This is a genomic window from Bordetella ansorpii (assembly GCF_900078315.1).
GTDB classification, from domain to species: Bacteria; Pseudomonadota; Gammaproteobacteria; order Burkholderiales; family Burkholderiaceae_B; genus Bordetella; species Bordetella ansorpii.
This window is the reverse complement of the sequence record NZ_FKBS01000025.1, coordinates 823,167-844,338: the sequence shown is the minus strand read 5'-3', so window position 1 is coordinate 844,338 and position 21,172 is coordinate 823,167. Positions and strand designations below refer to the sequence as shown.

At 67.6% G+C, this 21,172-nt stretch carries 23 protein-coding genes; 15 read left to right on the top strand and 8 right to left on the bottom strand.

Annotated elements, in window-relative coordinates:
- Nucleotides 1-19: 19 nt before the first annotated feature.
- From A7W11_RS21500 to lipB, 9 genes are all read left to right on the top strand, one after another.
- Complete coding sequence (locus A7W11_RS21500; RefSeq protein ID WP_066418910.1) at nt 20-1,153, top strand: MlaE family ABC transporter permease; 1,134 nt, start codon at nt 20-22, stop codon at nt 1,151-1,153.
- Nucleotides 1,153-1,992, top strand: a complete 840-nt coding sequence (locus A7W11_RS21495; RefSeq protein WP_066418908.1) for an ABC transporter ATP-binding protein — start codon at nt 1,153-1,155, stop codon at nt 1,990-1,992. Before A7W11_RS21500 ends, A7W11_RS21495 begins: the two co-directional genes overlap by 1 nt.
- A complete protein-coding gene (locus A7W11_RS21490; protein WP_066418904.1) occupies nt 1,979-2,914 on the top strand; it encodes an MlaD family protein in 936 nt (311 codons plus the stop codon). Before A7W11_RS21495 ends, A7W11_RS21490 begins: the two co-directional genes overlap by 14 nt.
- 41 nt (nt 2,915-2,955) lie before the next feature.
- Nucleotides 2,956-3,576 (top strand): ABC-type transport auxiliary lipoprotein family protein, encoded by a 621-nt coding sequence (locus A7W11_RS21485; protein WP_066419353.1) that lies wholly within the window; start codon nt 2,956-2,958, stop codon nt 3,574-3,576.
- Between the two features lie 55 nt (nt 3,577-3,631).
- Nucleotides 3,632-4,285: an alpha/beta hydrolase gene (locus A7W11_RS21480; protein WP_066418895.1), complete on the top strand. Its 654-nt coding sequence runs from the start codon at nt 3,632-3,634 to the stop codon at nt 4,283-4,285.
- A gap of 185 nt (nt 4,286-4,470) precedes the next feature.
- Complete coding sequence (locus A7W11_RS21475; protein WP_082887407.1) at nt 4,471-5,775, top strand: D-alanyl-D-alanine carboxypeptidase family protein; 1,305 nt, start codon at nt 4,471-4,473, stop codon at nt 5,773-5,775.
- Nucleotides 5,776-5,813: 38 nt separating this feature from the next.
- Entirely contained in the window at nt 5,814-6,680 is an 867-nt protein-coding gene (locus tag A7W11_RS21470; RefSeq protein WP_066418892.1) for a D-amino acid aminotransferase, read from the top strand.
- Nucleotides 6,681-6,787: 107 nt separating this feature from the next.
- Nucleotides 6,788-7,060, top strand: a complete 273-nt coding sequence (locus A7W11_RS21465; protein WP_066418885.1) for a YbeD family protein — start codon at nt 6,788-6,790, stop codon at nt 7,058-7,060.
- The gene (lipB, locus tag A7W11_RS21460; RefSeq protein WP_066418882.1) at nt 7,029-7,724 is read left to right on the top strand and encodes a lipoyl(octanoyl) transferase LipB; all 696 of its coding nucleotides are present in this window, start codon (nt 7,029-7,031) and stop codon (nt 7,722-7,724) included. The genes A7W11_RS21465 and lipB overlap by 32 nt, the downstream gene beginning before the upstream one ends.
- Nucleotides 7,725-7,728: 4 nt before the next feature.
- On the opposite strand, the gene A7W11_RS21455 is transcribed toward lipB, so the two are convergent.
- Both A7W11_RS21455 and A7W11_RS21450 read right to left on the bottom strand, forming a co-directional pair.
- Complete coding sequence (locus tag A7W11_RS21455) at nt 7,729-9,435, bottom strand: DUF4166 domain-containing protein (RefSeq protein ID WP_066418879.1); 1,707 nt, start codon at nt 9,433-9,435, stop codon at nt 7,729-7,731.
- Between the two features lie 59 nt (nt 9,436-9,494).
- On the bottom strand, nt 9,495-9,830 hold the full coding sequence (locus tag A7W11_RS21450; protein WP_066418876.1) for a metalloregulator ArsR/SmtB family transcription factor: 336 nt from the start codon (nt 9,828-9,830) through the stop codon (nt 9,495-9,497).
- 76 nt (nt 9,831-9,906) lie between these two features.
- Between A7W11_RS21450 and A7W11_RS21445 the strand changes: the two genes are divergently transcribed.
- From A7W11_RS21445 to A7W11_RS21435, 3 genes are all read left to right on the top strand, one after another.
- The gene (locus tag A7W11_RS21445) at nt 9,907-10,341 is read left to right on the top strand and encodes a DCC1-like thiol-disulfide oxidoreductase family protein (protein WP_218188622.1); all 435 of its coding nucleotides are present in this window, start codon (nt 9,907-9,909) and stop codon (nt 10,339-10,341) included.
- Nucleotides 10,342-10,746: 405 nt separating this feature from the next.
- Entirely contained in the window at nt 10,747-11,748 is a 1,002-nt protein-coding gene (gene lipA, locus A7W11_RS21440; protein WP_066418873.1) for a lipoyl synthase, read from the top strand.
- Between the two features lie 252 nt (nt 11,749-12,000).
- Entirely contained in the window at nt 12,001-13,014 is a 1,014-nt protein-coding gene (locus A7W11_RS21435; protein WP_066418866.1) for an aldo/keto reductase, read from the top strand.
- A gap of 90 nt (nt 13,015-13,104) precedes the next feature.
- Here A7W11_RS21435 and A7W11_RS21430 read toward each other — a convergent pair whose 3' ends face one another.
- Nucleotides 13,105-13,665 carry a cob(I)yrinic acid a,c-diamide adenosyltransferase gene (locus A7W11_RS21430; protein WP_066418863.1) on the bottom strand — a complete coding sequence of 187 codons (561 nt, stop codon included), beginning with the start codon at nt 13,663-13,665 and terminating at the stop codon, nt 13,105-13,107.
- Between the two features lie 144 nt (nt 13,666-13,809).
- Here A7W11_RS21430 and A7W11_RS21425 point away from each other — a divergent pair, with 144 nt between their 5' ends.
- Complete coding sequence (locus A7W11_RS21425; protein ID WP_066419346.1) at nt 13,810-14,106, top strand: copper-binding protein; 297 nt, start codon at nt 13,810-13,812, stop codon at nt 14,104-14,106.
- A 149-nt stretch (nt 14,107-14,255) separates the two neighbouring features.
- Here the strand turns inward: A7W11_RS21425 and hslU are convergent, their stop codons facing one another.
- The 5 genes from hslU to A7W11_RS21400 form a co-directional block, all read right to left on the bottom strand.
- Nucleotides 14,256-15,590 (bottom strand): ATP-dependent protease ATPase subunit HslU, encoded by a 1,335-nt coding sequence (hslU, locus tag A7W11_RS21420; protein ID WP_066418859.1) that lies wholly within the window; start codon nt 15,588-15,590, stop codon nt 14,256-14,258.
- 64 nt (nt 15,591-15,654) lie between these two features.
- Entirely contained in the window at nt 15,655-16,194 is a 540-nt protein-coding gene (hslV, locus tag A7W11_RS21415) for an ATP-dependent protease subunit HslV (RefSeq protein ID WP_066418850.1), read from the bottom strand.
- 258 nt (nt 16,195-16,452) lie between these two features.
- Complete coding sequence (dksA, locus tag A7W11_RS21410; protein ID WP_066124986.1) at nt 16,453-16,917, bottom strand: RNA polymerase-binding protein DksA; 465 nt, start codon at nt 16,915-16,917, stop codon at nt 16,453-16,455.
- A gap of 146 nt (nt 16,918-17,063) precedes the next feature.
- A complete protein-coding gene (locus tag A7W11_RS21405) occupies nt 17,064-18,140 on the bottom strand; it encodes a CobW family GTP-binding protein (protein ID WP_066418849.1) in 1,077 nt (358 codons plus the stop codon).
- A gap of 355 nt (nt 18,141-18,495) precedes the next feature.
- On the bottom strand, nt 18,496-19,008 hold the full coding sequence (locus A7W11_RS21400; protein WP_066418845.1) for a Fur family transcriptional regulator: 513 nt from the start codon (nt 19,006-19,008) through the stop codon (nt 18,496-18,498).
- A gap of 318 nt (nt 19,009-19,326) precedes the next feature.
- On the opposite strand from A7W11_RS21400, the gene A7W11_RS21395 reads away from it, so the two are divergent.
- Both A7W11_RS21395 and A7W11_RS21390 read left to right on the top strand, forming a co-directional pair.
- Nucleotides 19,327-19,914, top strand: coding sequence for a DUF1007 family protein (locus A7W11_RS21395; protein WP_066419344.1), 588 nt, complete (start codon nt 19,327-19,329; stop codon nt 19,912-19,914).
- Nucleotides 19,905-21,005, top strand: a complete 1,101-nt coding sequence (locus A7W11_RS21390; protein WP_066418841.1) for a nickel/cobalt transporter — start codon at nt 19,905-19,907, stop codon at nt 21,003-21,005. The genes A7W11_RS21395 and A7W11_RS21390 overlap by 10 nt, the downstream gene beginning before the upstream one ends.
- Nucleotides 21,006-21,172: the final 167 nt, after the last annotated feature.

The following is a 21,172-nucleotide window of genomic DNA, read 5'->3' as shown; positions in this document are numbered from 1 at the left end:
CGCCATCGTCCGGCCGCCCATGCCCCGTTCCGTCCCGACCGCCACGCACCCCCCGGCCCCCGTCCGCCAAGACGGGGGCGCCTGCTATCTGGCGGGCGACTGGAGCATGCAGGCCCTGGCCGAGCCCGGCGTGGCCGCCGCCCGCCGCCAGGCGCTGGAGCGCCTGGGCCCAGGCCTGCGCTGGGACCTGAGCGCCGTCGAGCGCCTGGACACCATCGGCGCACACCTGATCTGGCAGGCGTGGGATTACAAACTGCCCGACCGCCTGCGCGGCACCGACGGGCAACGCGCCGTGTTCGACGCCCTGAACGCCAACCGCGGCGAAATGCGCCCGCCCGAGCCGCCGCCGCACGACCGCCTGGAATGGATACGCGGCATCGGCGATGCCCTGGGCCACGGCCTGCGCAACGGCAGGTCGCTGCTGACGATGCTGGGCCAGCTGGTGCTGGACGTCGGCGGCCTGCTGCGCCATCCCCTGCGCGGCCCCTGGCGCGAGATCTCCGCGCAGGTCTATCGCATGGGGGCGCAGGCGCTGGGCATTACCGCGCTGGTCGGTTTCCTGATCGGGGTGGTGCTGTCGTATCTGTCGGCGCAGCAGTTGCGCACTTTCGGCGCCGACCGCTTCATCGTGCAACTGCTGGGCGTATCCATTGTGCGCGAACTGGGGCCGGTGCTGGCCGCCATCCTGGTGGCGGGACGGTCCGGTTCGGCCATCACCGCGCAGATCGGCGTGATGCGCGTCACGCAGGAGCTGGACGCCATGAGCGTCATGGGCATCGCGCATGGCCAGCGGCTGATCCTGCCGCGCGTGGTGGCGCTGGCCGTGGTCATGCCGCTGCTGGTGCTGTGGACCGATGCGCTGGCGCTCTTGGGCGGCATGCTGGCCGCCAAGGCGCAACTGGGTATTTCACTGGCATGGTTCGTCGACGGCCTGTCGCGCGCCATTTCACTGGCCAATTACGGCATCGGGCTGCTCAAGGGGGCCACCTTCGGCATCGTGATCGCGCTGGTTGCCTGCCATTTCGGCCTGCGCATCGAGCCCAACACCGAAAGCCTGGGCCGCGGCGTGACCACCTCGGTGGTCACGTCCATCACCGCCGTCATTCTGGTGGATGCCCTGTTCGCCATCGTCTTCAGCTCGGTGGGGATCTGATGGGCGCCCTGGCCAACGCCCCGCCGCACTCCGACGTCGCCATGACGCAGGCGCCAGTGATCGCCGTCAACGGCCTGCGCACCGCCTTCGGCGACCACGTCGTGCACGAGAACCTGAACCTGGCCGTGCTGCCGGGCGAGATCCTGTCGCTGGTGGGCGGTTCGGGTTCCGGCAAGACCACGCTGCTGCGCCAGATCATCGGCCTGGAGCGGCCCGCCGCGGGTAGCGTGCGGGTGCTGGGCCGCGAGCTGCACGAGTTGTCGCCCTCCGAGCTCCGCAGCCTGTCCCAGCATTGGGGCATGTTGTTCCAGGCCGGGGCATTGTTCTCGGCGCTGTCGGTGTTCGACAATGTGGCGTTGCCGCTGCGCGAGCTGCGCGCCTTGCCCGCCGACCTGATCTGCGACGTGGTGATGTGCCGGCTGGCCATGGTGGGCCTGACTGCCCAGGACGCCGACAAGCGCCCGTCCGACCTGTCTGGCGGCATGGTCAAGCGTGTGGCCCTGGCGCGCGCGCTGGCGCTGGATCCGGGGTTGCTTTTCCTGGACGAGCCCACGGCAGGGCTCGATCCGCTGCGCTCCGACGAATTCGTCGCCCTGGTCCGCTCGCTGCACGCGCAACTGGGTTTCACGGTGGTCATGGTGACGCACGATCTGGATACGCTGGTGGCGCTGTCCTCGCGCATCGCCGTGCTGGCCGAAAAACGGGTGATCGCCTGCGACACCATCGACAAGGTGGTGCAGGTCGATCATCCATTCATCCACGAGTTCTTCCTGGGCGAGCGGGGCCGCCGCGCGCTCGGAGACTTGGTACCGAAGGAAGCGGGTCATGGAAAACCGTAGTCATGCCTTGCTGGCGGGGTTGTTCACGCTGGTGCTGCTGGCCGCGGCGGCGTTGGTGGCGGTGTGGCTGAGCCGCGACCGCTCGCAGCAGGCCATTTACGAAATCATCTCGTCCACGGCCGTCACCGGCCTGACGGCGCAGTCCGGCGTGCGCTACCAAGGCGTGCCGGTGGGCAAGGTGCAGGCGCTGGCGCTCAATCCCGAGCGGCCCGGACAGGTGCGCATCCGCATCGGCGTCGCGCCGAACACCCCCATCACCGAGTCCACCTGGGCCGAGCTGGGCGTGCAGGGCATCACCGGCGGCGCCAACGTCGAGTTGCGCGATGACGGCGCGCATCCCACGCTGCTGACCACCTCGGCCCAACATCCCGCCGCGATTCCGCTGCGGCCGGGCTTCTTCGACCGCGTCCAGCAACGCGGCACGGCGGTGTTGGAAAACGTGGACCGCGCCACGCAACAGCTCAGCCAGTTGCTCAGCCAGCAGAACGTGCAGGCCATGACCGCGATGCTGCAGAACGCCGCCGACATGTCCTCGCAATTCAAGCAGGCCAGCCAGGACCTGGGCCCGCTGGTGCGGCGCCTGGATTCCGTCGCCGACGAAATGAGCGGCGCGGCCAGGCAGGCCAACGGCTTGATGATCGACGCCCGCCAGGCGCTGGCTCGCCTGGATGGACCCAACGGCCCGATGGCCGCGGCCACGCAGAGCATGCAGCAGATCGCCTGGGCCGCCGCCCGCCTGGACAACGAAACCCTGCCGGCGCTGTCGCGCATGGCCACCGGCGTGAACGGCGCCGCGCGCACGGCGCAGTCGGCGCTGCGCCGCGTGGGTGACACGCCGCAGTCGTTCCTGTTCGGCCCGCCGCCGGTGCAGGCCGGCCCTGGCGAACCGGGATTCGCCGGATTCGGTCAGGGGCCGCAATGACACCGCCGTTCCAACGCACGCTACCTATGCCGCCACTCATGCTGAAGATGAAACGATCCCTCGCCATCCTGGCCGTGACGCTGGTCCTGGGCGGTTGCAGCCTGGGCAAGACCGGCCCCACGCCGACCCTGTACGACCTGGGCGCCGACCAGCGCCCCGCGCCCATGCTGGCCGCGCGCGCGCCGCTGTCGTTGTCCTTCACCACCGTGCCCACGCTGGCCGACGTCGGCATGATCTGGCGTATCGGCGACAGCGCCAGCCCGCGCGCCTACGCACAGGCCCGCTGGGCGGCGGCGCCGTCCGAACTGGTGCGCCTGCGCCTGGCCGAGCGCCTGTCGCGGCAAGGCGCCGTGCTGCCCGAAGGGGCTTCCGGCGTGCCGCAACTGCAGATTTCGCTGACCCGCTTCGAGCAGGTCTTCCAGCCCGACGGCGGCGCCAGCACCGGCCAGTTGGCCATGCAGGCGGTACTGTTGTCCGATCGCCGGGTGGTGGCGCAGCGCCGCATCGAGCGCGCGGTGCCCGCATCTTCGCAGGATGCGGCGGGTGGCGCCTCCGCGCTGCGCCAGGCCACCGACGAGGCCGCCGACGAACTGGCGCAATGGTTGGCGCAGGCGATGCCGGCGGCCACCAGCACGGCGCCGGGCGCCGCACGCCCACGTTGATGCTTTCCTGGCCGCCTGTCGGCCGTTTCGTTTTTCAAGCCAAGCAATCGCACTCATGTCTGCTCGTACCGAAATCGAAGGTTTTACTGGCGCCGCCGGGCGCATCGACTGCGCGCTGGATTGGCCCGAAGGCCAGCCGCGCGGCTGGGCGCTGATCCTGCATCCGCATCCGCTGCAGGGCGGCGCGCGCGACAACAAGGTCGTCACCACGCTGGCGCGCGCCTGCGTGCAGCACGGCCTGCTGGCCTTGCGGCCCAACTTCCGCGGCGTGGGCGCGTCGGCCGGTGAATTCGACCGCGCCGTCGGCGAGACGCAGGACATGCTGGGCCTGGTGGCCCAGGTGCGCGAGCGCTTTCCGGAACTGGCCCAGGCGCCCTGGGCGCTGGGCGGCTTCTCGTTCGGCACGGCCGTGGCCGCGGGCGTGCAGGCGGGCCTGGCGCAGGCCGGCGATACGCACCTGCCCGCCGCGCTGATGCTGATGGGCGCCGCGGTGCAGCGCTTCCAGCCCGCCGACCTGACAGTGCCCGAAGAGACGCTGATGGTGCACGGCGAGCAGGATGAAGTCGTGCCGCTGGCCGAGACCATGGATTGGGCGCGGGCCCGCAATCTGGCCATCGTGGTGGTGCCGGACGCATCGCACTTCTTTCATGGCAAGCTGCTGGTGCTGCGCCGCCTGGTGGCCGAGCGCCTGCAGGTGGCGTTGCCCTGACGCCCATCGCGGTGCAGCATGCGCCGAGCCCGCATTTCAAGGGCTTTGGCGCGTGCGGGTTCCGTCTACATTGCGTTGTATTTTGCGGGGCTCGGGAACATTTGAGCCCCAGGCCGATCGCATAGGCTGCCATAATTGCAGCCACTTTGCCGCAAGGCTTGCTCTACCTCCGGATATCGTTGCCGATGAACAAATCGTCCCAGACCGCTGTTTTTTCCGTTGCATTCGCGCGCCGCGCACTGGCTGGCGCCCTCGCCTCGGCCATGCTCGCCACCGCGCTGCCGGTGGCCGCGCAGCAACAACAGTCCCCCGCGCCCGCCTCGACGCAGCCGGCCAATCCGACGCCCGCCACGTCCTCCAAGACGACATCACCCACTTCGCTGCCCTTCACCGATCCCTCGGCCCCGCAGGTCGGCGACCTGGCCACGGTGCCCGCGCCCACCATCGCGGCCAAGGCCTGGATCACCGTCGACGTCAACAGCGGCCAGACGCTGGCCTCGTCCAATCCGGACATGAAGATCGAGCCGGCTTCGCTGACCAAGATCATGACGGCCTACGTCGTGTTCAACGCGCTGGAAGAAAAGCGCCTGACGCTGCAGCAACAGGTGCCGGTGTCGGAACACGCCTGGCGCACCGGCGGGTCGCGCATGTTCATCGAGCCGCGCAAGCCCGTCACGGTCGACGAGCTCAACCAGGGCATGATCGTGCAGTCGGGCAACGACGCCTCGGTGGCGCTGGCCGAGGCCGTCGGCGGCAGCGAGACCGCCTTCGCCGCGCTGATGAACCAGGAAGCGCAACGCCTGGGCATGCGCAACACGCACTTCATGAACGCCACGGGCCTGCCCGATCCGCAGCACATCACCACCGCGCGCGACCTGGCGGTGCTGGCGTCGCATCTCATTTCCGATCACCCTGATTTCTTCCACTACTACAAGCAGAAGGAATACACCTACAACAAGATCACGCAGCCCAACCGCAACCGCCTGCTGTGGGCCGATCCTTCGGTGGACGGCATGAAGACGGGCCATACCGATTCGGCCGGTTACTGCCTGGTCACCACCGCCATGCGCGGCGACCGCCGCATCCTCACGGTGCTGGTCGGCGCCGACAGCGAAGCCACGCGCGCCGAGGAAAGCCTGAAGCTGCTGAACTGGAGCTTCCAGAACTTCGACACGATCAAGCTGTACGGCCAGAACCAGCCCGGCCTGGACGCGCGCGTCTGGGAAGGCAAGGCCGAGTCGGTCAAGCTGGGCCCGCCCAACGCGGTGTGGCTGGCCGTGCCGCGCGGCAAGGGCGGCGAGATCAAGCCCGTGGCGCAGCGCACCGATCCGCTGGTCGCGCCCATCACCAAGGGGCAGCAGGTCGGCACCGTGCAGCTCACGCTGGATGGCAAGACGCTGCGCACCGAACCGCTGGTGGCCCAGGAAGACGTCGAGCGCGCCGGCTTCTTCGGCCGCATGGGCGACATGGTCAAGCGCTGGTTCCAGTAAACGCGGCGGTACGGCGGCTGTTCCACAGGAGCGGTTCCATGATTGCAGGCATGCCGGGCGACAGCCAGGTGTATCTCAATGGTGAATTCATGCGTGTGGACGAGGCGAAGATCTCCGTCCTGGATCGCGGGTTCATCTTCGGCGACGGCATTTACGACGTCGTTCCCGTCTACCAGGGCAAGCCGTTCCGCATCGATGGCCACCTGGACCGCCTGCAACGCAGCCTGGCGGCGCTGCGCATCGCGCCGCCCCTGGACCGCGCGGGCTGGGCGGACCTGGTCCGGGAACTGGCGGCGCGCTGTCCCGATCCTTATTGCATCGTCTACCTGCAGGTCACGCGTGGCGTGGCCAAGCGTGACCACGGTTTTCCCACCGCCGCCATCGCGCCCACGGTGTTCGGCATGGCCACGCCGTTCACCCCGCCCACGGCCGAGGCGCTCGCCCGGGGCATGACCGCCATCAGCATCGCCGATGAGCGCTGGCTGCATTGCGAGATCAAGTCGATCTCGCTGTTGGGCAACGTGCTGGCCAAGCAGCAGGCACTCGAGGCCGGCGTGGACGAGGTCGTGCAGTTCCGCGACGGCTGGCTGACCGAGGGGTCGTCGTCCAATATCTGGGTGGTGTCCGGCGGCACGCTGCTGGCGCCGCCGCGCGACAACCTCATCCTGGAAGGCATTCGCTACGGCCTTCTGGCCGAACTGGCGCAGGAAGCCGGCGTGCCGTTCGAGGCGCGCCGACTCTCGCGCCAGGAAGTGCTGGCTGCCGACGAGTTGCTGGTGACCTCGGCGGCCCGTGAAGTGCAGCCGTTGCTGATGCTGGACGGCAAGCCCGTGGGCGATGGCAAGCCCGGCCCTGTTTTTGCCAGGTTGCGTGCGGGTTATGATGCCCGCATCGCCGCGCGCTAGGCCCTCGCGTGCGTTTCGCACCGGGCCGTCCCGCGCGGCCCGCGCCATCCTCCGCCGCCGGGGCTTTCCCCGGGCTGGCCAAGCGGCCCTGCCAGGCTCACGCAACGATGAATATCCCGCCCGAAGATTCCCTGATCGAATATCCGTCCGACTTCCCCATCAAGGTCATGGGCAAGCAGCATCCGGATTTCGCGCAACGGCTGACCGAGGTCGTGCTGCAGTTCGACCCCGGTTTCGACGCCTCCTCCGTCGAGATGCGTCCCAGCAAGGGCGGCAACTACCTGGGCCTGACCTTCACCGTGCGCGCCACCTCGCGCGAGCAGCTCGACGCGCTGTACCGCGCGCTGCATGGCCATCCGATGGTGTCCATCGTCCTGTAGGCGCATCGGGTCCGTGCAAGCCGTCACCAAGTGGCTGGACCGTCCGGCCGACTATCTGCCGGTGTGGCGCGCCATGCGCGACTACACCGAGGAACGCGCCTCCGATTCCGACGACCAGATCTGGCTGTGCGAGCACTCGCCGGTCTATACGCTGGGCCAGGCCGGGCTGGAAAGCCATCTGCTGAAGGCCAACGGCATTCCCGTGGTGCATTGCGACCGCGGCGGGCAGATCACGTATCACGGGCCTGGCCAACTGGTGGCCTACGTGCTGCTGGACCTGCGCCGCGCGCGCCTGTACGTGCGCGAATACGTGTCCCTGCTGGAAGAGGCCGTGATCGGCACGCTGCGCGAGTTCGGCGTGCAGGGCGCCTGTAGGAAGCCGGGTGCGCCCGGCGTCTACGTGCCCGATCCGCAAGGCGGCGACGAACTGGCCAAGATCGCCGCGCTGGGCATCAAGGTGCGCAACGGGCATGCGTACCACGGGCTGTCGATCAACGTGGACATGGACCTGGCGCCGTTCCTGGGCATCAACCCCTGTGGCTACGAGGGGTTGCGCACCGTGGACATGGCCTCGTGCGGCGTGCGCGCCGACCTGGCCGAGGTCGGCGCCAGCGTGGCCCGGCGCGTGACGCCGCAGATTTCCGGCGAAGGGTTGTGCGGGTAGCCTGTCAGGCCGTTTCCGACGACGCCTCGGGCGTCAGCCACCCCTTGTAGCGCACGATCCGGCCCGTCCACGGATGGGCGATTTCCACGTCGAAATGGAAGCGGCCGTCTTCCTCGTACTCGAACGCCTTGCCGCCCGGCGCCAGGAACAGCGGCATCGGCATGCCCAGGAAGGTCCAGCGGCGCACCACCAGCTTCAACTGGCCGTCCTCCACCAGCACCGCCAGCGACACCACGACGGGCCCGAAGCGCTCGGTGATGAGGTTTGCCGATGCGCCTTCGCCTGCCTCCTGTACGCTGCTGAACGATTTGCCGCCGAACGTGCGGCGCCACACCTCGGCCATGCCGCGCGTCTGCAGGGAGACCTGCACGGGGACGTCCGCGGACGCTTCCGGAAATCCATAGATGGAAGCCAGCATGCGCGCCAGCGGACGGTTGCCGCGTTCCACGCTGGCCCGGCCCGATGCCGTCAGGCCCGGGCCGATGTCGTGCATGGCGCGCAGCGTGGGCGGCAGGGCGTGCCACGCGTCGCCCATCACGCGGCGATACAGCGGCAGCGCGCGATCGCTGCCGCGACGCTCCCGCCGACCCGTGTGGATGGCGCGCGGGGCGAATTCGGTTTCGTAATCGGACAGCGACACCGCGCCCGTGGCAGGCCGCGCGCCGGCGGCCGGCACGATGCCGGCCAGTTGCTTGCGCACCAGGGCCGCCACCGCCATCGCCGGAATGAAGGGGCCATCGTTGCCTTCGGCCAGCAGATGCCACTCGCGCACGACGGCCAGGCCGTTGGCGTCCCGCCCGGCCACCTGCACGAACATGCCGCCGCGATGCTCGCCCCAGCGCAGGATGTTGACGGCCTGGTGGAACAGCCGTGACGCGGGTTCAAGCGTGCGGACCAGCTTCCAGCGTACCAGCCATGCCAGGCCGCTGAGCAGGCGATGCAGCAGTTCGGGCGCCGGGCCCGCGCTCATCCAGACGGTGCGCAAGCTGGGAAACCGCGCGGGCAGCACCTGCAGATCGGGGACATCCACCAGGGTGAAGCGCCGGCTGTGCAGCGGCAGCCGGCCCGGCGGCGCGATGGTGTAGCGCATGGCGTCGGTCAGGGCATGACCCACGGCAGACCGGCCATCGCGCTTCACTGACACTGGCTGTCCGGCATAGCCGGCGATGGCGCGGATCACGTTCAGTCCCACCCCCGCGTAGGGGGACGGGGCGATGCCCGCGTGCACCGACTCCAACTGCGCCATGCCCTCGGACAGCCGGTCCACGACCGCCGCCGTCAGCACGGGGCAACTGCTCAGGCCCGACAGCACGAAGACGCCCTGGTTGCGCGCCTGCGCGTCGAAAGCGCCGATGCCCTGCACGAATGCGCTGCCGTCGGCCAGGTCCAGATAGTTGATGCCCTGGTCGATGCAGGCGCGCACCACGCGGTAGGGATCGTCGCCGTAGTCCTGGAAGGGACCGGTGGCATCGACCACGATGCCGGCGCCCGCGCCGGCCAGTTGCCGCGGTACGTCGCCGTCGCGATCGAAGCGCATCGGCACCAGCTTCGCCCGCGCGGGCAGGGCAGTGCAGAATGCCGCCGCCTTGGGCAGCGAGCGGCCGGCAACCACGATCGTCAGCCGGGCATCGTCGGCCAGCAGTTGCGCCAGCCGGCCGCCAAACGTGCCATAGCCGCCGATGATGAGCAGGGTGGTGCGCGGATCGTTCATGGATCTTCCTTTTTCTTGTGCGGGAACGAATACCCGGCCGTCCGCGCCGGGCAGACGGGTCAGGGGGCGTCGCCGGCCGGTTTGCGGCGCGCGCGGCCCAGCGCGGCGCTTTCCTCGACCAGCGGGCGCCCCACCGGACAGAAGGTGGCGATGAAGCTGTGCAGTGTGGCGATCATGTTGTCGTCGGCCAGGCTGTAGTGGACGAACTGGCCTTTCTTCTCGCTGCGCACCAGCCCGGCGTTCTCCAGCACTTTCAGGTGCTTGGACAGCGCCGGCTTGCTCATGTCGAAGCGCTGCGCGATCTCGCCGGCGGTCAGCGTACTGTTCGACAGATAGGCCAGCACCTTGCGTCGCGGTGCGGACGCCAGGGCTTCGAAGACGGCATCGATCTGCATAGTTAATTAACTAATTAGCTAAATATTGACGTACTATAGCACCACGCGCGGCCGCTGGCCGCCTCCGGAGCCCCTCATGCAGACGCAACCGAACGACGGCGACATGAACAACGGCGACATCTGGCTGGTCTACGACGGCGAATGCCCGCTGTGCCGCACCTACTGCAAATACGTCCGCATCCGTGCGGCGGCGGGCCGCCTGCACCTGGTCGACGCCCGCCAGCCCGGTCCTTTGATGGACGAAATCACCGCCGCCGGCTTGGACATCGACCAGGGCATGGTGGTGAAACTGGGCGGCCGCCTCTACTACGGCCCCGACGCCATCCACGTCCTGACCTTGCTGAGCACCCCTTCGGGCCTCTTCAACCGCGCCACCTACCTCTTCTTCGGCTCAGAGCGCGCCGCCGGCATCTGGTACCCCATCAGCAAGGCCGTCCGCACCCTAGTGCTGAAGGTCATGGGCATCCGCTACATCGAGAACCTGAAACGCGCGCCGGAAACACACGGCTGACCCCGCAACGACGCGCAATCGCGAGTCCGACACACTATCTCGATCACTCCGCCCTCGACCCCACTCTGACCATTCATTACTTATCCTCAATGGCCCAACTCATCCCGGGCCAGGCTGGATAATTGCCAGACGAATTTGTTTTCTATCGGCGATTAGCGATTCTGCGAGCCGCAGCCTCACCGGAGAAGTCGCGCCCGCAGCGCGAGAGCGCGAGGACGTGACTACGCAGGTGTGGCTGCGGCGCTAAAGAACCCAAATCCCCAACAGCAACAAAACCCTCCCCAAGAACTCCACCCGTCCCCGCTTTGAAGAAAGGGGCCCCGGGGCTACCCCCGGGAAGACCCTGTACACTAGCTTTTTTGCACGCAGGCGCAGGCACCCCTGCTTCCGCCCCGAAGGTACCCAATGTCCACGACTGGCGAATCCCCCACTTCCGTAGACCCGCAGGCCGCCGCGCCCGCAGCCGCCTACGATGCGACCCAGAAGCAGAAGTCCCAGGCAAAGACCGCACGCATTCCCATCAAGATCGTGCCGGCCGAGCGCCTGAAGAAGCCCGAATGGATCCGCGTGCGCGCGGCCTCGCCGGGATCGCGGTTCTACGACATCAAGCGCATCCTGCGCGAGCACAACCTGCATACGGTCTGCGAGGAAGCCTCGTGTCCGAACATCGGCGAGTGCTTCGGCAAGGGCACCGCCACGTTCATGATCATGGGCGACAAGTGCACCCGCCGCTGCCCGTTCTGTGACGTGGGGCATGGCCGCCCCGATCCGCTGGACACCAACGAGCCCGCCAACCTGGCGCGCACCATCGCGGCATTGAAGCTGTCGTACGTGGTCATCACCTCGGTCGACCGCGACGACCTGCGCGACGGCGGCGCGGCGCACTTCGTCGACTGCATCACGCAGATCCGCGAACAGTCGCCCTCCACCCGCATCGAAGTGCTGGTGCCCGATTTCCGCGGCCGCCTCGACCGCGCGCTGGCCATCCTGAACAGCGGCCCGCCGGACGTGATGAACCACAACCTGGAAACCGTGCCGCGCCTGTACAAGCAGGCCCGTCCGGGTTCCGATTACATGCACTCGCTGAAGCTGCTGGCCGAGTTCAAGCAGTTGCATCCCGAGGTGCCGACCAAGTCGGGCCTGATGCTGGGCCTGGGCGAGACCGACGAGGAAATCCTGCAGGTGATGCGCGACATGCGTGCGCACAACGTCGACATGATTACCATCGGCCAGTACCTGCAGCCGTCCGAGCACCACCTGCCGGTGCTGCGCTACGTCCATCCCGACACCTTCGCGATGTTCGAGCGCGAGGCCTATGCCATGGGCTTCTCGCACGCCGCCGTGGGCGCCATGGTGCGCTCGTCGTACCACGCCGACGAACAGGCCCACGCCGCCGGCGTCAACTGATCCCCGCCTGATCCGTCCGACGAACGCCGCCACTTCTCGCGAATGGCGGCGTTTTCATTTTCTGTTTTCCCTTTCGCTGACGGGCAGCCTGTCCGTTGAACAGGCGTATGCTGCATGGCAGTGCTTCTTTGCCGCCGGGCCGCCCCAAGGCAAAAATGGCCCCCTCGGGGGGCAGCAAGCCGAAGGCGCGGCGTGGGGGTATTTTTTCGTTTCGCCGGGCCCGGACCGGTCATGCACAGAGGAAGATTCGCCATGAAATACCGCCGACTCGGCAGCAGCAATCTGCAGGTTTCCGCGCTTTGCCTGGGCACCATGATGTTCGGGGAACAGACGCCGTTCGAAGAGGCCCGCGCCATCGTGGCCTCGGCCCGCGAACACGGACTGAATTTCATCGATACCGCCGACGTCTACAACCAGGGACGGTCGGAAGAGGTGGTGGGCCAATTGCTGGCGGGCCAGCGGCACGAGTGGGTGCTGGCCAGCAAGATCGGCAACGTCTTCACCAAGGCGCCCAACCAGTCGCACTATTCGCGCCAGTGGCTGACGCAGGGCGTCGAGGGAAGCTTGAAGCGCATGGGCACCGACTACATGGACATCCTGTACCTGCACCGCGACTTCCATGAAGAAAATCTGGAAGAGGCGGTATGGGCGCTGGGCGACCTGATCCGCGCGGGCAAGCTGCGCAGCTTCGGCGTGTCCAACTTCCGCGGCTGGCGCATCGCCGAGATCGTGCGCCTGTGCGAACAACTGGGTGTGCCCAAGCCGGTGGTCTGCCAGCCCTACTACAACATGCTCAACCGCAATCCCGAGGTCGAGATCCTGCCGGCCTGCGCGCATTATGGGCTGGGCGTGGTGCCGTACAGCCCCATCGCGCGCGGCGTGCTGACGGGCAAGTACGCACCGGGCCAGGCGCCGGCCGCCGACACGCGCGCGGGCCGTGGCGACAAGCGCATCCTGGATACCGAATTCCGCGAAGAGTCGCTGCTGATCGCGCAGCAACTGGTCGACTACTGCCGCGACCGTGGCGTGCTGCCTGGCCATTTCGCCACGGCGTGGGTGCTGGCCAATCCGGTGATCTCGTCCGTCATCGCCGGGCCGCGCACGCTGGCGCAGATGGAGGACTACTACGGCGCGTTGGACGTCACGATCTCGCCGCAGGAAGAGGCCCTGGTCAATGGCTGGGTGGTGCCGGGCCATGCGTCCTCGCATGGATACAACGATCCCAGCTATCCGTTCTTCGGCCGTCCGGTGGCGGTGGACGAGTAAGCGCCGGGTTCGTGGCCTGGCCTGCGCCAGCGGCGTGGGCCAGACTTGCGTGGGGCGGACGGCATTGACCGTCTCTTGCCGGTTGCGGCTTCAATCCGCCTGGCGGGCGTTCGGGCTTGTCCACAGCACATCGGGCTGGCCGGCCACGCGGTTCAGATGGCGGGCCACCACGAACATCAGGTCCGACAGCCGGTTCAGGTATTGACGCGAGGCGGCCTGCACCGTTTCGGTGTGGGCCAGCGTGACCACCGAACGTTCGGCGCGGCGCGCCACGGTGCGCGAGATATGCGCCAGCGCGGCCGCCCGGCATCCCCCGGGCAGGATGAATTCGCGCAGCGGGGGCAGGGCGGCGTTGTAGTGCGCCAGCCGCGCGTCCAGACGCGCCACCTGGGCATCGGCCAGCGCCACATGGCCGGGAATGCTCAGTTCGGCGCCCAGATCGAACAGGTCGTTCTGGATGGCGCGCAGATCGGCCGCAACGTCGTCGGGCAACGTCTCGGCGCACAACACGCCCAGCGTGCTGTTCAGTTCGTCCACGTCGCCCAGCGCGGCGATGCGCGGGGCGTCCTTGCCGGTGCGCGTGCCGTCGCCCAGGCCGGTGGTGCCGTCGTCGCCGGTGCGGGTGGCGATCACGGAAAGACGGTTGGCCATGCGGGTCTCCTGGTGGGATGAAGGGGGCAATCCTAGCATCGCAGGGTGTCTTGTAATCCCCTGTAGCGCCAATATAAGACCCGATGCGGATCGCAACCTGCCTCGTGCGCTATGCTGGACGCTGACATGCAGGAGGGTTTGCGCATGAATTTTTCTTTTCGACAACACGCCGCCACCGCGGCGATCATCGTGGCCGCCGCCGTGGCGCCCGCGGCCCATGCCCAGCAGGCCAGCGCGAGCGGGGAAGTGCGTCGGGTGGACCAGGCAGGCGGCAAGGTCACGCTGAAGCACGATGCCATTTCCGACCTGGAGCTGCCGGCGATGACGCTGGTGTACCAGGCCGATCCGGCGCTGCTGGCCGGCATCAAGCCGGGCGACAAGGTCAGCTTCACCGCCGAACGCAAGGACGGCAAGTACGTGGTGACCAAGATTTCGAAATAACCCCGGCGTCTTCATCGGGCGTTGGAACGGTTGTGCGGCGGGCGATCCGCGCCAATGCCCGCCCGGGAAATGCAAAAGGCCTGGACCGAAAGATCCAGGCCTTTTGCATTGTTGCGCCGTCTGGCAGGGCGGCGGTGTGAGCGTGCGCGCTACAGCACGTAGCGCGCCAGGTCCTGGCTGCCGGCCGTCTCGGCCAGTTGCTCGTCCACGTAGGCCGCGTCGATCGTCACCGTGTGCGCGCCGCGCGTGCTGGCGTCGAAGGACAGGTCTTCCAGCAGCTTTTCCATCACCGTGTACAGACGGCGGGCGCCGATGTTCTCGGTGCGTTCATTCACCGAGAAGGCCAGCTCGGCCAGACGCGCGATGCCGTCGTCGGTGAATTCCAGCGTGACGTCCTCGGTGGCCAGCAGCGCCGTGTACTGCTTGATGAGCGACGCATCGGTGTCGGACAGGATGCTGATGAAATCCTTGGCGGTCAGCGAATCCAGTTCGACGCGGATGGGGAAGCGGCCCTGCAGCTCGGGGATCAGGTCGGACGGGCGCGCCAGGTGGAACGCGCCGGAGGCGATGAACAGGATGTGATCCGTGCGCACCATGCCGTAGCGCGTATTCACCGTGGTGCCCTCGACCAGCGGCAGCAGATCGCGCTGCACGCCCTGGCGCGACACGTCGGCGCCGCCGCTTTCCTGGCGCGCGGCGATCTTGTCGATCTCGTCCAGGAACACGATGCCGTTCTGCTCGACGTTGGCCACGGCCACCGCGCGCAGGTCTTCCTCGTTGACGCGCTTGGCGGCTTCTTCCTCGACGATCAGCTTGAAGGCTTCCTTCACCTTCATCTTCTTGGGCTTTTTCTTGTCCTTGGCCAGGCCCGCGAACATGCCGCGCAACTGTTCGGCCATTTCTTCCATGCCGGGGGGCGTCATCACGTCCATCTGCGGCATGGGCTGGGCGACTTCGATCTCGATCTCGAGATCGTCGATCTTGCCTTCGCGCAGGCGCTTGCGGAAGGTTTGGCGGGCCGTGCCGTCTTCACCGCGCTCGGGGTCGCCGGTGGCGGTGCGGGCCGGCGGCAGCAGCGCGTCGAGGATGCGGTCTTCGGCCGCGTCTTCCGCGTGGCTGCGTACGCGGCGCATCTCGATCTCGCGCGTCTGCTTGATGGAGTATTCGGTGAGGTCGCGGATGATGGTGTCCACGTCGCGGCCCACGTAACCCACCTCGGTGAACTTGGTGGCCTCGATCTTGATGAAGGGCGCGTTGGCCAGCTTGGCCAGGCGGCGCGCGATCTCGGTCTTGCCCACGCCGGTGGGACCGATCATCAGGATGTTCTTGGGATGGATCTCGTGGCGCAGGGGTTCGGCGACCTGCTGGCGGCGCCAGCGGTTGCGCAGCGCCACGGCCACCGCGCGCTTGGCGCGGTTCTGGCCGATGATGAACTTGTCGAGTTCGGAGACGATCTCTCCGGGAGTCATGGTCGATGCGGACATGTGGAATTCCAGAGTGGCGGGCAGGGCGCGGGCCGATGGCCGCGCGCCAGCGGGCGGCCGGGGCTTATTCGCCCAGCGTTTCGATCACGTGGTTCTGGTTGGTGTAGATGCACAGGTCGCCGGCGATTTCCAGCGACTGCTTGACGATGGCTTCAGGTGCGAGTTCGGTGTTGCGCAGCAGGGCCAGCGCGGCCGATTGCGCATAGGCGCCGCCAGAGCCAATGGCGGCCAGGCCGTGTTCGGGTTCCAGCACGTCGCCGTTGCCGGTGAGCACCAGGGTGTGCTCGGCATCGGCCACGATCAGCATGGCCTCGAGGCGCCGCAGCACGCGGTCGGTGCGCCAGTCGCGCGTCAGTTCGACGGCGGCGCGCATCAGGTGGCCCTGGTGCTTTTCGAGCTTGGCTTCGAAGCGTTCCTGCAGGGTGAACGCATCGGCGGTGGCGCCGGCGAAACCTGCCAGGATCTTGTCGTGGTACAGGCGGCGGATCTTGCGCGCCGTGCCCTTGATGACGATGTTGCCCAGCGTGACCTGTCCGTCACCGCCCAGCGCGACGCGGTTGCCGCGGCGGACACAGATGATGGTGGTAGCGTGAAATTGTTCCATGCGCTTTCCTTCCGTTGAGGGAAGTACGTGGGGATGGCGCGGGGGATTTCAAGCGGGGGTGGAACCCCAGGCATGCAATGCCCGGAGCGGAACTCCCGTGCCGGCACGCCATGTGGCGCGCGTCCGGCATCCTGGCGCCGCCTTCATCGTTCGATGCTACGAGGAAATGGCGGGTGGCGCCACCCGAGGGCGCAGCAAAAAGGCCATACCGATGTCGGCATGGCCTTTCCTGGGTGTTGCGGCAGCAGTGACGGGAAATTAGTCGCCGTACAGCTTCTGGCGCATTTCGCGGCGTTCCTGGGCTTCCAGCGACAGGGTGGCCGTGGGACGGGCCAGCAGGCGTGGGATGCCGATGGGCTCGCCGGTTTCTTCGCACCAGCCGTATTCGCCGCTGTCGATGCGGGCGATGGCCTGTTGCACTTTCTTCAGCAGCTTGCGTTCGCGGTCGCGCGTGCGCAGTTCCAGCGCATGCTCTTCCTCGATGGTGGCGCGGTCGGCGGGATCGGGCACGAACTGCGTTTCGCGCAGGTGCTCGGTGGTTTCGCCGGCGTTGGCCAGGATGTCCTGCTCGAGTTGCTTGAGCCGTTCCTTGAAGAACGCCAGTTGGCGGTCGTTCATGTAGTCGGCCTCGGTCATGGCCAGCAATTCTTGTTCGCTGGGCAGATCAATCGCCGTTTCGTTCGCCGACTTGCTTGATTTCTTGGTTGCTGCCTTGGTAGCCATGAAAACACTCCAAATGATCGGTCCGGACGCGGTGCGAGTCGCACCGGCTGGATCGTATAACCTGTTGTAGCGGCGCTAAGCGATCCTCGCACTACGTTCTTGTACTTTGCGTTGCGCTATTTCGCGCAGCGCCTGCCTGGACGGGATCAGCCGGCCAGGCACTGCTCCAGGCCACGGGTGAAGATTTCCTGGGGCAGCTTGCGGCCGATGAAGACCATCTTGGTGTTGGGCTTCTCGGACGACGTCCAGGGTTTGCCGGGTTCGGCGCCCATCATCATGTGCACGCCCTGGAACAACATGCGGCGGTTGATGCCCTTCATGTACAGGATGCCCTTGTAGCGCAGCAGGTCGGGACCGTAGACCTGCACCACGCCGCCCAGGAATTCTTCCAGGCGTGCCGGATCGAAAGGCTTGTTCGAGCGGAACACGAACGCGCCGATATCGTCGTTGTGATGATGGTGGTGATGGTGATGCGGGTGATCGCAGTGGTCGCCGCAATCGTCGCCATGATCGTGGTCGTGATCATGCGCCGCGTCGGGGTGGTCGTCGGCCAGGAAGTCGGGATCGATGTCCAGGATCGAGTTCAGGTTGAAGCCGCTGATGTCGATGATGGACTTGAGATCGGCCTCGCCGAAGTGCACCGGGGTGATCGGCGCGCGCGGGTTGATCTTCAACAGGCGGGCGCGCAGCGCTTCGTAGTCGACGTCGTTGACCAGGTCTTTCTTGGAGACCAGGATGCGGTCGGCGAAACCGACCTGCTTCTGGGCCTCGTCCTGGGCATCGAGCGTGGCCATGCCGTGCTTGGCGTCGACCACCGTGACCACCGCGTCCAGGCGGTAGTATTCGGCGATGTCGTCGTCCATGAAGAACGTCTGGCACACCGGGCCGGGGTTGGCCATGCCGGTGGTTTCGATGATGACGCGTTCGAACGTGAGTTCGCCGGCTTCGCGCTTGGCGCGCAGCTCGGACAGGGTGCGCATCAGGTCGCCGCGCACGGTGCAGCACACGCAACCGTTGGACAGCTCGATGATCTCTTCGTCGCGGTCTTGCACGAGAAGGTCGTTGTCGATGCTTTCCGGCCCGAATTCGTTTTCGATGACCGCGATGCGGCGACCGTGGTATTCGGTGAGGATGCGTTTGAGCAGGGTCGTCTTGCCGGCACCGAGAAAGCCGGTGAGGATGGTGACGGGAACCATTTTGTCCACACTGCGCGGGGTATTCATGGCGAAGCTTGCAAGCTAGTTTCGGGGGCTCGCGCAAGGCGCGCCGCCGAGTGGTGGGACCGACGAATCGCCGACCGGACGCAGGATTACAGCACAGTCGGGGGCACTGGGCAAACCCCTGGAAGACCCTGCAATGCCAATCGGCAATTTACGGCAATATCCGGCCATATTTCGCGCCGAATGCCGGGAGAACACGGCAAATGGGGGCGGAGTGCGAAAATTCAAGAGGGGGATTTTCCGCGCGTTTCGCCGCCCGTGGGACGCGAGGCCGTTCGGGCAGAAACAGCAAGCGGCGTGCCTGGCAGAAGAGGGCCGGGATCGCAGGCCTATCGACCCTACAGGGGCGCCCGCCGCCTCAGTGCGTGTGGGCGTGGCCGTGATGGTGGCCGTGTTCGGCCGGCGCGTCTTTCTGGCACTGCGGGCACAGGGCGCGGATTTCGGTTTCGTGCGTGGCCAGGGCGTAGCCCGTCTGCGCCACGCGCTCGGCCAGTTGGCGGCTCATGGCGGGGTCGCTCAGTTCGGCCACCGCCCCGCAGCGGGTGCAGACCACCAGCAGATCGTGCGGCGCGCCGGCCGCGTCATGACAGGCGCTCCAGGCGTTGACCGCATCCAGGCGGTGCACCAGGCCTTCTTCCATCAGGAAGTCCAGGGCGCGATAAACCGTGGGCGGCGCGGCGCCGGGATGCACTTCGCGCATGGCTTCGAGCAGCTCGTACGCCTTCAGGCTGCGGCCGTGGCGCAGCAGCAGTTCGAGGACCTTGCGGCGGATGGGCGTCAGACGGCGGCCCCGTTCGGCGCACAGGGTCTCGGCCAGGGCGAGTTGCTCGCTGACGGCATCGGGCCGGGTGGTATCGGACGGGGCAGGCATGGTGGCGTGAATGGCGTGTTGGCTGCGGCGCGGACGGGCGCCGCCAAAGCCGGACGGTAGCAGAAATAGCCGTGTCGCGGGAAGCGTGCCGGATCGCTAACTTGTTATGATATAACATAAAATTTCCCGCCTACGCCTTCCTTGCCGCCGCTTTCCATGCTTCTGCATTCTTCCGCTTCTTCCTTCGCGCGAGTGCGCGCGGCGCGTCCTGGATGGCGCCTGGCCCGGCTGGGCGTGGCGTTGCGGCGCCGCCTGGCGGTGCTGGCCGCCGGTCTGTGCGTGGCGGTGGCCGCGCCCGCCGCGCTGGCGCATCCGCACATGTGGATCGACGCGCGCGCCACGCTGGTGTTCGATGCGCAGGGCCGCATGGCGGCTGTCCAGCAGCACTGGCGTTTCGACGAGATGTTCGCCGCGTACGCCGCGCAGGGCCTGCCCACCGAGAAGGACGGCAGCCTGTCGGCCAAGACCATGCAGGCCATGGCCGATGACTGGATGCAGGCGCTGGGCGAGCCGATCTCGCATTTCTTCACCACCGTCGAGGTGGATGGCCGCAAGCAGGCCTTCGGCAAGCCGCGCGAGGCCCGCGTCACGCGCGATGCCAAGGGCCTCTTGGCGCTGTCGTTCGTGCTGCCGCTGGCCAAGCCCGCGGCGCCGGGCGCCAAGGGCGTGCAGGTCGACGTGTTCGATCCGACGTATTTCGTGGCGTATGCCTTCGACGAGCCCGATGCGGTCACGCTGCGGGCCGCGCCGGCGGGCTGCAAGGAGTCCTATCGTTCGCCCAAGCCGCTGGACTGGAAGACCATGCAGGAACTGGCCGCCATCCCGGCCGACGCCGATGGGCTGCCCGAGGAACTGCTGGCCATCACCAAGGGCCTGACGCATCGCATCGAGGTCGCATGTTCGTAAGGCGTGGACGGGCCGGCGCGTGGGCAGCCGGCATGATGGTGGCGCTGCTGGCCGTGGCGCCGGTGATGGCGCTGGCGGCGCATCCGTTCGGCGTGCCCGAGGCGGGCGGCGCGGGCGGTGGCGGATCCGGCTGGCTGTCGGGCGTGTTCGCCCAGGTGTCGGTGTGGCAATCGCATTTCTACCGCCAATTGACCGGCGCGATGCGTGCCTGGCAGGCCGAGGGCGGCGCCGGCTGGACGCTGATCGGGCTGTCGTTCGCGTATGGCATTTTCCACGCGCTGGGACCGGGTCATGGCAAGGCGGTGATCTCGGCCTATGTGCTGGCCAACCGGCAGACGGCGCGCAACGGCGCGGTGCTGGCGATGATTTCGGCGCTGGTTCAGGCGCTGGTGGCGATCGTGGCGGTGGCCGTGCTGGCCTGGCTGCTGAACGTCACCGCGGCCACCATGAACCGCGCCACGCAATGGCTGGAAACCGCGTCGTTCACGCTGATCGTGGCCTTGGGGCTATGGCTGGTGTGGCGCAAGGCGGTACGGCCGCTGGTGCGGAGCTGGCAGCGGCGGGGGCAGGCGGATCGGTCGATGCGGGAGCATCCGCATGCACCTATGCAAGATCGTGGCCATGTGCATGCTCATCCTGACGCGCACCCGGCCCATCTGCCCGCGCATGCCCACACCCCTGCGCACCACCCCACCCACGTCCATGACGACGACTGCGGCTGTGGCCACGCCCACGTGCCGGATCCGCGCGACGTCGAAGGCGCGCCGACCCTGCGCCGTTCGATCACGGCTCTGCTGGCGGTGGGGCTGCGGCCCTGCAGCGGGGCGCTGATCGTCCTGGTGTTCTCGCTGTCGCAGAACTTCTTCGGCGCCGGGATGGCGTCGGCCCTGGCGATGGGCCTGGGCACCGGCCTGACGGTGGCCGCGCTGGTGATGATGGCGGTGCTGGCGCGCGACACGGCCGGGCGCTTCAGCGCGGCCATGTCGACCGTATGGGCGGCGCGCCTGCGATATCTCATCGAGGCGGCCGCCGCGGTCGCCGTACTTGCCCTGGGGGCGCTTCTACTGGGCGGGCAACTGGTTACGGCTTAGTGCTTTCCCATCGATGCGCCGGCATGATGCATGCGTGCCGGCGGTATCCGTGGGTGTGCGCACCGGCGTCCTGCCCGATGCCTCGGGCCACTGGATGGACGCTCCTGACGCCGTACGAAGCCCCTTGCGGCGCTCCATGGCGGCGGTCCGGCTTTGACTGGACCCGG